The sequence below is a fragment of the Roseospira visakhapatnamensis genome (genome assembly GCF_014197915.1).
GTDB lineage: Bacteria > Pseudomonadota > Alphaproteobacteria > Rhodospirillales > Rhodospirillaceae > Rhodospira > Rhodospira visakhapatnamensis.
In genome coordinates this window covers 56,153-67,665 of record NZ_JACIGK010000004.1, presented here as the reverse complement: position 1 = coordinate 67,665, position 11,513 = coordinate 56,153, and the positions used below count along the sequence as shown (strand labels likewise).

11 protein-coding genes are annotated in these 11,513 nt (G+C 70.8%); 7 read left to right on the top strand and 4 right to left on the bottom strand.

What is annotated here, in order from left to right; genetic code table 11:
- Nucleotides 1–188: 188 nt before the first annotated feature.
- Nucleotides 189–1,868: a thiamine pyrophosphate-binding protein gene (locus tag GGD89_RS03840; RefSeq protein WP_184042789.1), complete on the bottom strand. Its 1,680-nt coding sequence runs from the start codon at nt 1,866–1,868 to the stop codon at nt 189–191.
- 254 nt (nt 1,869–2,122) lie between these two features.
- Here GGD89_RS03840 and GGD89_RS03835 point away from each other — a divergent pair, with 254 nt between their 5' ends.
- Nucleotides 2,123–2,311: a hypothetical protein gene (locus tag GGD89_RS03835; RefSeq protein WP_184042788.1), complete on the top strand. Its 189-nt coding sequence runs from the start codon at nt 2,123–2,125 to the stop codon at nt 2,309–2,311.
- An 11-nt stretch (nt 2,312–2,322) separates the two neighbouring features.
- Here GGD89_RS03835 and GGD89_RS03830 read toward each other — a convergent pair whose 3' ends face one another.
- Nucleotides 2,323–2,655: a hypothetical protein gene (locus GGD89_RS03830; RefSeq protein ID WP_184042787.1), complete on the bottom strand. Its 333-nt coding sequence runs from the start codon at nt 2,653–2,655 to the stop codon at nt 2,323–2,325.
- Between the two features lie 62 nt (nt 2,656–2,717).
- Entirely contained in the window at nt 2,718–4,022 is a 1,305-nt protein-coding gene (locus GGD89_RS03825) for a sulfite oxidase (RefSeq protein ID WP_184042786.1), read from the bottom strand.
- Nucleotides 4,023–4,289: 267 nt separating this feature from the next.
- Between GGD89_RS03825 and GGD89_RS03820 the strand changes: the two genes are divergently transcribed.
- The 6 genes from GGD89_RS03820 to GGD89_RS20620 all read left to right on the top strand — a co-directional run bounded on the left by GGD89_RS03820 (nt 4,290) and on the right by GGD89_RS20620 (nt 9,688).
- Nucleotides 4,290–6,092 (top strand): O-acetylhomoserine aminocarboxypropyltransferase, encoded by a 1,803-nt coding sequence (locus tag GGD89_RS03820; protein WP_184042785.1) that lies wholly within the window; start codon nt 4,290–4,292, stop codon nt 6,090–6,092.
- Nucleotides 6,093–6,272: 180 nt separating this feature from the next.
- Nucleotides 6,273–6,983 (top strand): cyclic nucleotide-binding domain-containing protein, encoded by a 711-nt coding sequence (locus tag GGD89_RS03815; RefSeq protein ID WP_184042784.1) that lies wholly within the window; start codon nt 6,273–6,275, stop codon nt 6,981–6,983.
- A 133-nt stretch (nt 6,984–7,116) separates the two neighbouring features.
- Nucleotides 7,117–7,335: a translation initiation factor IF-1 gene (infA, locus tag GGD89_RS03810; protein WP_092785396.1), complete on the top strand. Its 219-nt coding sequence runs from the start codon at nt 7,117–7,119 to the stop codon at nt 7,333–7,335.
- A 63-nt stretch (nt 7,336–7,398) separates the two neighbouring features.
- The gene (locus GGD89_RS03805) at nt 7,399–7,986 is read left to right on the top strand and encodes a Maf family protein (RefSeq protein WP_184042879.1); all 588 of its coding nucleotides are present in this window, start codon (nt 7,399–7,401) and stop codon (nt 7,984–7,986) included.
- Nucleotides 7,983–9,398, top strand: coding sequence for a ribonuclease E/G (locus tag GGD89_RS20340; protein ID WP_184042783.1), 1,416 nt, complete (start codon nt 7,983–7,985; stop codon nt 9,396–9,398). Before GGD89_RS03805 ends, GGD89_RS20340 begins: the two co-directional genes overlap by 4 nt.
- A gap of 44 nt (nt 9,399–9,442) precedes the next feature.
- Nucleotides 9,443–9,688 (top strand): DNA gyrase inhibitor YacG, encoded by a 246-nt coding sequence (locus GGD89_RS20620; RefSeq protein ID WP_184042782.1) that lies wholly within the window; start codon nt 9,443–9,445, stop codon nt 9,686–9,688.
- A gap of 66 nt (nt 9,689–9,754) precedes the next feature.
- On the opposite strand, the gene GGD89_RS03790 is transcribed toward GGD89_RS20620, so the two are convergent.
- A complete protein-coding gene (locus tag GGD89_RS03790) occupies nt 9,755–11,356 on the bottom strand; it encodes an ABC transporter substrate-binding protein (protein ID WP_184042781.1) in 1,602 nt (533 codons plus the stop codon).
- Nucleotides 11,357–11,513 lie beyond the last annotated feature (157 nt).

Below are 11,513 nucleotides of genomic sequence, written 5' to 3'. Positions count from 1 at the left end.
GGCCGTCGTCTCGGGGGGGGCGGCGGCCGATCCGCCCCGTCCGTTGTATCCGTGTGCCCCGGGGATGCCTCTTCGGCCATAGGTGTTCCCGCCGTGTCGAGCGCCCTGTCTCCGATCGTATCGTATCCGAGGTCGTCGCGGGCGGACAGGGGGTGTCATCTCTTCCGGATGGTGCCCGGAGCGAGGGTCTAACGCCCGGATCGGATGTCGCTGAGGGTTCGGGTGGGCGTGATGGCCTCGATGTCCAGGACGATTTCGAGCAGGGACGGGCGGCGCCGGGTGGTCGCGGCGTCGAGGGCGCGGGCCAGCGCGGCCGGAACCTGCGCGGTGGTGTCGACGGTCTCGCCATGGGCGCCATAGGCCCGCGCCAGGGCGGCGAAGTCCGGGTTCTCCAGATGCGTTCCCGACACCCGCCCGGGATAGGCGCGTTCCTGATGCATGCGGACGGTGCCATGGGCGCCGTTGTTGATCACCAGGACGACGATCGGCAGCCGCTCCTGGATCATGGTGCCGAGTTCCTGGGCCGTCATCTGAAAGTCGCCGTCGCCGGTGACGCACAGCACCAGCCGGTCCGGGAACGTCAACTGGGCGCCGATGGCCGCCGGCAGCGCATAGCCCATGGACCCGGAGGTCGGCGCCGCCTGGGTGCCGAAGCGGCGGAAGCGATGAAACCGGTGGATCCAGGTGGCGTAGTTGCCGGCCCCGTTGGTGATGATGGCGTCTTCGGGCAGCATCGCCTGCACGTGGGTCATGACCGGCCCCATGTGCAGCGTGCCCGGCCCGTCCTCGGGGGGCGTCGCCCACAGCCGGTAGGCTTCATGGGCGGCGCGGGCCAGATCGGGCTTGCGGCGCCGGTGGCGTGGCGGCGGTACACGGGCCAGCGCCGCCGCGAGGGCGCGCGGCGTGGCATGGATGCCCAGCGCCGGGCGATAGACGCGCCCCAGTTCCCCGGCGTCGGCATGCACGTGAATCACCGTCTGGCGCGGCAGCGGAATGTCCAGCAGCGTGTAGCCCTGGGAGGGCACCTCGCCGAACCGTCCGCCGGCCAGCAGCAGCACGTCGCTCTCGCGAATGCGCTTCGCCAGGGCCGGGTTGATGCCCAGCCCCACGTCGCCGGCGTACAGCGGGTGGGTGTGATCGAACAGCATCTGGCGCCGGAACGAGCAGGCCACGGGCAGGCCGCGCGCCTCGGCGAAGCGGGTGAAGGCGTCCACGGCGTCGGCGTCCCAGCGGCTGCCGCCGACGATGGCCAGCGGCCGCTCGGCGCCATCGATCAATGCCGTCAGACGCGTTATGTCGGTCTCGCCCGGGTGCGTTTCCGCCGGTGTGAACCCCCGGGGCAGGCGCAGGCCGGTGGCGTCCTCGCGCAGCATGTCTTCGGGCAGGGCCAGCACCACCGGTCCGGGGCGGCCCGAGGTGGCGACGTGGAAGGCGCGCGAGATCATTTCGGGGACGCGGTCGGCGCGGTCGATGTCGGCGACCCACTTGGTCACCTCACCGAACATGCGGCGGTAGTCGATCTCCTGAAACGCCTCGCGTTCCCGGACGTCCCGCTGCACCTGACCGACGAACAGCACCAGCGGCGTGGAGTCCTGCCGGGCCACGTGCAGGCCGGCGGCGGCGTTGGTGGCGCCGGGGCCTCGGGTCACGAAGGCCACGCCGGGGCGGCCGGTCAGCTTGCCCTGGGCCTCGGCGGCCAGGGCCGCGCCGCTTTCGTGACGGGAGCAGATGAAGCGGATGGACGAATCCACCAGGGCGTCGAGCACGGGCAGGTAACTCTCCCCGGGGACCCCGAATACGTGCTTGACGCCAAGCCGTTCCAGGCACCCCACCACCCATTCACCGCCGGTGGCCGTGATTCGCTCCATGCGCATCTTCCTCCCCATGAGGCGCCGACACGGGGCGGTGCCCGAGTCCTGATCATTTCGATGGTGGTGGTATCCCCTCGGAAGGCGGGGAGTGTCGTCGAGATGGACACCGGGGGCAAGTCCGTTGTGTGCCCTGATTGTCGGTGGGCGATGGCGGATGACGGCCGCCGGCGGGGGCGAATTTGTGCTACGATCAAGGGACTTGGGCCGCCCGGCGGTGGTGGCGGCGCGCAGGCTGCGGAGATGGGGAACCGATGGTCGCCATTCGCATTGGCTTTGGCCTGATGGCCCTGCTGTTCCTGGCGCTGGCGGCGCACCAGGGGCTGCTGGCCGCCCGAGTCCTGGACATCGCGTCCGCCGACGGGATCGCCGCCGTGGTGGCGGCGATCGGCGGTGTCGCGGCGACGGTGGGGACCGCCTACACGGCCTGGAAGGTGCGGTAGGGGCTGTCCCGTCAGCGCGGCGGGAACAGCGGTTGCACGCCGATGCCCATGGACGGTGGCGGCCCGGCGGCGCCTCCGGGCCGGTGATCCTCGCCGAAGTGCTCGGCGAGGTAGTCAAGCACCGTCTCGCGGGTATCGTCCGGCAACTCTTGCATCCCCTGCTTCTCGACCATCCACACCAGGGTCTCGTCCCAGCGCCGCCGGGACATGCCCTGCTGCGTGACCATGGCGAGGGAATGGCAGGCGCCGCACCATGCTTCCACGATCCACTTGGCCTCGCCATCCCCGGGGAGGTCCTGGGCGGCCGTGACGCGCGGAAGCAGGAGGATGGCGGCGCAAGCCACGGCCGCCACCCCTCCAGACCGCCGTCCGCCGCGACAGGCGGCGGGGCGGGCCGGACATGGCCTCATGCGGCCACCATCACGGCGATGCGGTGCATGGCGTTGTTCAGGTATCCCTTGGGATTCCAGGGCGGAATGAACGGTTGCTGGCGGCCGCGACCGTTGGTCGCGCGTGCCCAGATCTCGTAGTAGCCCCGGGTCGGGAACGAGAGTTCGGCCTCCCAGCGTTGCCAGGAATAGGGGTTCGGCGGCGCCGACAGGGTGGCACGGGTCCAGGTGGCGCCGAAGTCGTGGCTGACGTCCACCGCCGTCACCGTGTCGTCGCCCGACCAGGCATGCCCGCGCAGGCGCAGCGCGCGGTGGCCCTCGGGGAGTGTCATGCCGCTGCGTGGATAGGTGATCAGCGACTTGACCGGCATGGACTCGATGATCTTGAAGTCCGCCTTGGCCACCTCGGCCCCGGGCTGCACCGAATGATAGGGGACACTGTAGCTGGGGGCCGTCATCTTGGTGCCGTCGTGGACCACGTCGCGCACCTGGATGCGGGTCAGCCACTTCTGCGAGGTCGAGCCGGGCCAGCCCGGGCAGAGGATACGCAGGGGCGCGCCGTTCATGGGATGGATGTCCTGGCCGTTCATCTGCCAGGCGATCAGCGTGTGTGGGTCCATCGCCTTCCACATCGGCACGCCGCGCGAGATCGGCACCTTCGCGGGATCGCCGGACAAGTGGGTGTCGGCGCCATGGTGCGCGGTGTACAGCGCGCTATCCTTGAGGCCGGCGGCGTCGAGCACGTCGCGCATGCGCACGCCGGTCCAGGCCGCGTTGCCGATGGCCCCCGTGGTCCACTGGTTGCCGCTGGCCGGTGGGTTGAAGCCGGCGCGGCCGTTGCCGCCGCACTCGTGCTGCAGGCGCAGGGTCACCACCTCGAACCGGTCCGCCAGGTCGCCGATGGTCAGATTCAGCGCCTGGTGAACCTCTCCGTCCACCGTCAGGCGCCAGCCCTCGGCGCGGGTGTTGTCGGGTGGAACGCCGTTGTTGCGAATGTAGTAGTGCGCGACGGGCGTGACGTCGTCGTCCAGCAGGTGGGCGGGCGTTTCGGCGTTCACCGGCCGGTCGTTCAGCACCCGCAGGCCGGTCTTGCCCTCGATCACGACGTCATCGGTCGAGTCGGCGAGCGCGGCCGGGATCAGGCCGGCGGGCATGCTCCGGTGGAACGGAATGCCGGCGCCGAGGACGGTGCCCATCGCGGCCAGCCCGGCGCCTTTCAGGAAGCCGCGCCGGTCGGGTCCGGTCCGGCGGCCGAACACGATTTCATCGGCGACGATGGGGTCCTGTTCATACAGCTCCCGCAGTCCACGGTCCTTGGGCATGGTGAAAGACCTCCCTGTTCGGACGGGCCTTTTTGTATGGGCCCGGCTCCTTGGGGGCGGACAAGCCGCTCCGGCAAGGCGGTCAGGCGAGGATGCCCGTCTCCTTTGGATGTATAACCAGATCGGTTCGTGTGCGCAATGAGGTCGGCGGCACATCGCACCGGTGGTCGCGTCTGGCCCCCGGGCCGCCTGGGAGCCCCATTGACCCCGGCGGTCCCCCGCGCTTGCATGGTCCCTCCCGTCCGCTCCGGCAAGGACCCCGCCCCCATGACCCAGCAGGCCGCCCTGACCTACGACGACGCCCTGATCCGCGCCATCCTGGCCGACGTGCGCACCATCGCCATGGTGGGCCTGTCGGCCAATCCCAACCGACCCAGCTACTTCGTGATGAAGTACCTGAAGGAAAAGGGCTATCGGGTGATCCCCGTCAATCCCGGGCAGGCCGGCAAGACCATCCTGGGCGAGACCGTCCACGCCAGCCTGGCCGATGTGCCGGAGCCCTTCGACATGGTGGACGTCTTCCGGGGGTCCGAGGCCGCCGGGGGCGTGGTGGACGAGACCATCGCCGTGGCCGCCGACAAGGGCGTCCGGGTGGTCTGGCTGCAACTGGGCGTGCGCAACGACGCGGCGGCCGCGCGCGCCGAGGCGGCGGGCCTGACCGTGATCATGGACCGCTGCCCGAAGATCGAGTATGGCCGCCTGGGCGGCGAACTGGGCTGGTATGGGGTCAATTCGGGGGTCATCAGTTCCCGCGCCAAGCGGGCGCCCGGCCAGGGCGAGGGCGCCGGCGGCAAGACCGACTTCGGCTTCGCCACCCGGGCCATTCACGCCGGCGCCAGCCCCGACCCCACCACGGGGGCGCGGGCCACGCCCATCTTCCAGACCACGTCCTACGTGTTCGACGACGTGGACCAGGCCGCCAGCCGCTTCAACCTGCACAATTTCGGCCACGTGTACACGCGGCTGTCCAACCCCACGGTCTGCGTGCTGGAGGAGCGCGTCGCCAACCTGGAGGGCGGGCGCGCCGCCTGTTGCGCCGCCTCGGGCCATGCCGCCCAGTTCCTGACCTTCTTCACGCTGCTGGAACCCGGAGACGAGTTCCTGGCGGCCCGTAACCTCTATGGCGGGACGATCACCCAGTTCGGGCTTTCGTTCAAGAAACTGGGCTGGACCTGCCACTTCGTCGATCCCACCGACCCGGAGAGTTTCCGCCGGGCCATGACCGACCGCTGCAAGGCCATCTTCCTGGAGGTGCTGGCCAACCCCGGCGGGATCATCGTCGACGTGGAAAAGGTCGCCACGATCGCGCACGAGGCCGGTGTTCCGTTGATCGTCGACAACACCATGGCCACGCCGGCGCTCTGTCGTCCCATCGAATGGGGCGCCGACATCGTGGTCCACTCCACCACCAAGTTCCTGTCGGGCCACGGCAACGCCCTGGGCGGCGCGATCGTCGAATCGGGGCGTTTCGACTGGGCCAGGAGCGGCAAGTTCCCGTCCCTGGCCAAGCCGGAACCCGCCTACCACGGCCTGGCCTTCTACGAGACCTTCGGCGACTTCGCCTTCACCACCAAAGCCCGCGCCGTGGCCCTGCGCGACTTCGGCCCCACCCTGAGCCCCCAGAACGCCTTCCTGACCCTCATGGGGATCGAGACGCTGCCCTTGCGCATGCGCCAGCACGTGGCCAACGCGCGGCTGGTGGCCGCCTTCCTGGCTGACCACCCCAAGGTCGCCTGGGTGTCCTATGCCGGCCTGGACACCTCGCCGTTCAAGGCCCTGGCCGACAAGTATCTTCCCCAGGGGCCGGGCTCGGTGTTCACCTTCGGTGTGACGGGCGGCTTCGAGGCCGGTGTGCGCGTCGTGGAGACCGTCAACGTCTTCAGTCATTTGGCCAACATCGGCGATACCCGCAGCCTGATCCTGCATCCAGCCTCGACAACGCACCGGCAGCTCACCGACGAGCAGCGCGCCGCCGCCGGCGCCGGCGACGACGTGGTCCGCCTGTCCGTCGGCCTGGAGGACGCGGACGACCTGATCGCCGACCTGGATCAGGCACTGGCGGCCGTGTAGCTCCGGTCGGCGTCGCGAGACTCCGGCCGGCCTTGATCGGATCGACTCTGGATCAAGGCTGACTGGTCAAGACCGTCGTCACGCCGCTTTGGTCTTGTCATCATTCGGCCGGTGACCTAGACAAAAATGAGTTCGACTCCAGTAGCCAAGGGCCCGGGGGGGTCGAAGATGGGGGTGGTCGTGACGTCAGACTCTGAGTCCTTGGCGGGGTTCGCGCTGTTCGATGGCGTGCCCCCGGCGCTGATGGCCGACCTGACCGGGCGCTGTCATCGCCGCTCCTACACCGCCCGGCAGGTGATCTGCGACGTCACCAGCGCCGACCGTGACGTGATGTTCATCCACCGGGGGGTGGTCACCGTTTCCAGCTACTCGCGCAGTGGCCGCGAGATCGCCTTCGCCGAACTGGGCGAGGGCGCCTACTTCGGCGAGATCGCCGCCATCGACGGCATGCGCCGGTCGGCCACGGTCACGGCGCGCACCGACTGCCTGCTGTCGGTCATGCCGGCGGAGCGCTTCCGCACGCTGCTCGCCGAACAGCCGGTGGTCGCCTGGCGGGTGATGACGCGCCTGACGAGCCTGATCCGTGCCTCCAACGAGCGCCTGCAAAGCCTGTCCACGCAGACGGTGACGCAGCGGGTCTGCCGCGAGCTGATCACGCTGTCCAAGCCCAGTCCCGCCATTCGTGGCGCGCATCTGGTGCATCCGGTGCCCACCCAGGCGGATCTCGGCAGCCGCATCAACGCCAGCCGCGAGACCGTCGCCCGGGTGCTGCTGGACCTGGCCCAGGACGGCCTGGTGGTGCGCAAGGGGCGCACCATCACCATCCCCGACCTGTCGCGGCTTCAGGCCCTGATGGAGGGCCTGGGCGGGACCATGGTGTACGCGGAGTAGGGGCCGCTGGGGGCGGCCGGCGGCGCGCGCGGGGGTGTTTTCGGCGCGGACCGGCATCCTGTTGAACAGACTTGACTTTTTCGCGAATTGCGGTCATGTAACGGGCCACCTCGCCACAAGTCAGGGAATCAGTATGGCCAAGGAAGATGCCATTGAGTTCAACGGCACCGTAACGGAACTGTTGCCCAATGCGATGTTTCGCGTGAAGCTGGACAATGATCACGAAGTTCTCGCCCACACCAGCGGTAAGATGCGCAAAAATCGCATCCGCGTTCTTGCTGGCGACCGGGTGAATGTTGAGATGACACCTTACGACCTGACCAAGGGTCGCATCACTTTCCGCTACAAGTAGATCGCCATGGCCGCCTGGCCTCCCGTCCCCCGGCCGGGCTCGGCGGCCGACGAGTCGCGGCCCATGGCGCCCTCCGGGGCTCCGCTTGTCCTGGCCTCCGCGTCGCCGCGCCGCCTGGACCTGTTGCGCCAGATCGGCGTGATGCCCGACCGGGTCGACCCCGCAGACATCGACGAAACACCGCTGCCCCGCGAACTGCCGCGCGAGCACGCGCGCCGGCTCGCGCGCGCCAAGGCCGAGGCCGTGGCGCCACGCCACCCCGGGGCCTTCGTGCTGGCGGCCGACACCGTGGTGGCCCGGGGCCGGCGGATCCTGCCCAAGCCGGCCGATCGCGCCGAGGCGCGCCGCTGCCTGGACCTGTTGTCCGGGGCCAGTCACCACGTGCTGGGGGGGGTCGTTCTGATCGCCCCCGACGGGCGCCGCGCGGAGCGGCTGGTGGACACCCGGGTGGTCTTCAAGCACCTGGAGGAGGCCGAGATCCGCGCCTACCTGGACGGCGGCGAGTGGGACGGCAAGGCCGGCGGCTACGCCATCCAGGGCCAGGCGGCGGGCTTCGTGAGGTTCCTGTCCGGCTCCTATCCCAACGTGGTCGGCCTGCCCCTGTACGAGACCCGGGCGTTGCTGCGCGGCCTCGGGTTGCGGGTGGCGTGACGGTCGCCGGCGCCGGCGATGCCGTCGCGGCCGCCCGGGCGGCGCCGGTGGCCCTGGTCGCGTCGGTCTCGCCCGGGGAAACACGGGTGGCGCGCCTGGAGCGCGGGCGCTGCGTGGCCGTGACCTGCCATCGCCCGTGGGCGGCGGCGCCCGGGGCGGTGCTGCTGGGCCGGCTGGGACCGCGCCTGCCGGGCGGTGGCGGCGCCTTCGTGGACCTGGGCGCCTGGGGCGACGGTTATCTGGATGCCAGGGAGGTGACCGCCACCACGCCCCCCCAGGGCGCGGCGGTGCTGGTGCAGGTGCGCCAGGCGGCCCGTGTCGACGCCCCGGCCGGCGACAAGGCGGCCCGGCTGACCCTGGCCCCGGCGCTGACGACGGCGCGTCTGGCGCTGGGTGGGCGGCGGCCCGGGGCGGCGGTCTCGCGGCGACTCGTCGACCCGGCCGAGCGAACCCGACTGCTGGATCTGGTCAAGGACCTGGTGGCGCCCGGTGAGTCCCTGGTGGCGCGCACGGCGGCGGCCGGCGCGACGCCGGAGAGCCTCACGGCGGACCTGGCCCGGCTGCGGACCGCCTGGGCGGGCCTGCGCGCCCGCATGGACACGGCCCGGCCGCCGGCCCTGCTGATCCCGGCGCCGCTGGACTGGGATGCCGTGCTCTCGTCCCGGGGGCCGTTGCCGTCCGTGGTGATCCTGGACGACAACGCCGCCCGCGACGGGGTGGCCGAGGGGCTGGCGGAGGCGTTGGGCACCGACGATCCGCCGCCGCTCGCTCTGCTCGTGCACGCGGGCGCGGACGATCTCTGGGAGGCCAGTGGCGTCGCCGAGGCCGTCGATGCGGCCTTGTCGCCGGTGGTGCCCCTGCCTGGGGGCGGTCGGCTGGTGGTCGAGCCGACGTCGGCGCTGGTGGCGGTGGACGTGGACGCGGGCGCCGGTCCGCCGGGTCGCGCCAACGCGGCGGCGCTGGCGGCGCTGCCGGCCGAAATCCGATTGCGCGGGCTGGCCGGGCATATCGTGGTGGACCTGCTGCCCGGGGGGCGCGGCCCCCGCCTCGCCCCGACGGCCCGCCAGACCCTGGAGACGGCGCTGGCCGCCGACCCGGCGATGCCGCGCCTGGCGGGGGTGTCCCGGCTGGGGCTGCTGGAACTGTCGCGGGAGCGGCGCGGCCCGACCCTGGCCGAGATGATGCGCGGCCCCGCCGCCCAGGCGCTGGCGGCGCTTCGGCTGGCCGTCCGGGAGGCGCGGGCGACGGCGGCCACCGCCCTGGCGGTGACGGTCTCTCCCCAGGCGGCGGCGCTGCTGCGCGGGCCGCTGGCGCCGACGGTGACGGAGGCGCGGACCCGCCTGGGTCTGACGCTGACGGTCCGTCCCCTGTCGGCCGGCGTTGACGCGGACCCGGTGATCGGGCCACCGTGACCGTGATGACGATGCGCCGTCGAGACCTGACCAGGAGGGACCCCATGAGCGATCCGACCGATGGCTCGCCGGCCGACGCCCCCGACAGCCTGGCCGGCCCGACCGGCGATCCCCAGGCAGACGCCCCGTCGGCGGAGGGCCTCGGCGGGGCGCGCTGCCCCGTGTGCGAGCGGCCCACCACCGCTCGCTACCGGCCGTTCTGCTCGCGCCGCTGCGCCGATGTGGACCTCGGCCACTGGCTGACGGAACGCTACGTGGTGCCCGGCAATCCGGCGCTGGAGCAGGATTAGGGCTGCAGGAAACCGGCGGGGTGCGCCGGTGGCGCGCGCCCCGCGGTCGTCATTCCGCGTGGCGCGTCAGTTCACTGTCACGTAGCGCAGTTCGAACTGGTTGTCGGCGCGCTGGTGCAGGTCCACGGACTCCTTCTTGCCCCAGGACAACGGCTGCTGGTGCAGCGGGATGTAGCCCCAGTCGTCCTTCACCAGCCGATAGGCTTCGCTGATCATCGCCTGACGGGCGTCGGCGTCGATCTCGCTCTGGATCGCCTGTGTCAGCTCGTCGACACGCGGATTGCAGTAGTTCCCCAGGTTGAACTTGCCCTGATCGTCCGTGCGGCAGGCCATGAGGTCCCGCAAGGGGTTGTGCGCGTCGAGGGACGAGGGCGTCCACCCCAGCATGTAGAAGCTGGTCTCATAGGCCAGCACCTTGGGGAAGAACTTGCTCTTGGGCTGGGCCAGCAGGTTCACCTTGACGCCGATCTTGGCCAGCATGCCGGCCACGGCCTGGCAGATGGCCTCGTCATTCACATAGCGGTTGTTGGGGCAGTCCATGCCGGTCTCGAAGCCGTCCGGATAGCCGGCCTCGGCCATCAGGGTCTTGGCGCGCTCCAGGTCGAACGCCGGGCGCTCGTTCAGGCTTTCATCGAAGCCGGCGATCTGCGGCCCGATCAGCAGCGCGGCGGGATAGCTGTTGCCGCGCATGATCTTCTTGCGGATGGCCTCGATGTCGATGGCCCGGAAGAAGGCTTCGCGCACGCGGATGTCCTGGAACGGGTTGGCGTCGGTCACGCTGCCTTCCAGCATCACGTCGCGATCCTGGTCCATGCCCAGGAATACGGTGCGCGTCTCCGGGCCGGCCAGCATCTCGACGCCGGGGGCGGCCTCCACGCGGGGCGCGTCCTGAAGCGGCACCGGGTAGACCAGATCCATCTCACCCGACAGCAGCGCGGCCACCCGCGTGGCGTCGCTGGTGATGGGGGTGTAGATGGCCTCGGTCACGGTGTGGGTGGCCTCGTCCCACCACTCCGGATTGGGGACGAAAACCGTGCGCACGTCCGGCTGGCGTTCGGTGACCATGAAGGGGCCGGTGCCGTTGGCGTGGCGGGTGGCGTAGTTCTCCTCGCCCGCCTTGACGTTGGCGGGGGCCACGGCGTCATGCTCCTCGCACCACTCCTGGTCGACGATGAACAGGTCGGTCAGGTCGGCCGACAGCACCGGGTAGGGCGACGTGGTGACGATGTCCACGGTGTAGTCGTCCACCTTGCGCACCTCGGCGACGGCGGCCACCCGGCTGGACATGTCCGAGCCCTCGGCGGCGGCGCGGGCCAGCGAGAACACCACGTCGTCGGCGGTGAACGGATTGCCGTTGTGGAACACCACGCCCTGGCGCAGGTGGAAGCGCCAGGTGGTGTCGTCCAGGATCTCCCAGGACTCCGCCAGGGCCGGTTCGATGCCCAGGTCGCGGTCGCGGCGCACCAGCCCCTCGAAGATGTTGCCCAGCACGCCCAGGGTGTGGGTCTCGTTCAGCACATAGGGCTCCAGGGCCTGGAAGTCGCCCTGGAAGGCCCAGCGGAAGGTCTCGGCCGAGGCCGGCGCGGCGGCGGCGCCAAGCGCGGCGCCAAGCGCGGCGGCCAGCACGCCGGCGGCGGCGAGCGTGGAACCGGAACGCGAAGCGGGCATGACGGGTCCTCCTGAGTTTTGTGTGTCTTGGCGGTGTGTCGGGATGAGGTGACGGGCCGGAGTGTGTTCGGGTCACTCCATCAAGTATCCAACGTCCACCGCCGGATTGCCACCCCGGGGCGTCCGAGGCGCGTGTGAAGGTCGGTCCTGTTCGCTG

Coding starts and splice junctions, on each gene's coding strand:
- GGD89_RS03840 (WP_184042789.1), bottom strand. CDS start 1,868: ATGGAGCGAATCACGGCCACCGGCGGTGAATGGGTGGTGGGGTGCCTG.
- GGD89_RS03835 (WP_184042788.1), top strand. CDS start 2,123: ATGGTCGCCATTCGCATTGGCTTTGGCCTGATGGCCCTGCTGTTCCTG.
- GGD89_RS03825 (WP_184042786.1), bottom strand. CDS start 4,022: ATGCCCAAGGACCGTGGACTGCGGGAGCTGTATGAACAGGACCCCATC.
- GGD89_RS03820 (WP_184042785.1), top strand. CDS start 4,290: ATGACCCAGCAGGCCGCCCTGACCTACGACGACGCCCTGATCCGCGCC.
- infA (WP_092785396.1), top strand. CDS start 7,117: ATGGCCAAGGAAGATGCCATTGAGTTCAACGGCACCGTAACGGAACTG.
- GGD89_RS03805 (WP_184042879.1), top strand. CDS start 7,399: ATGGCGCCCTCCGGGGCTCCGCTTGTCCTGGCCTCCGCGTCGCCGCGC.
- GGD89_RS20620 (WP_184042782.1), top strand. CDS start 9,443: ATGAGCGATCCGACCGATGGCTCGCCGGCCGACGCCCCCGACAGCCTG.
- GGD89_RS03790 (WP_184042781.1), bottom strand. CDS start 11,356: ATGCCCGCTTCGCGTTCCGGTTCCACGCTCGCCGCCGCCGGCGTGCTG.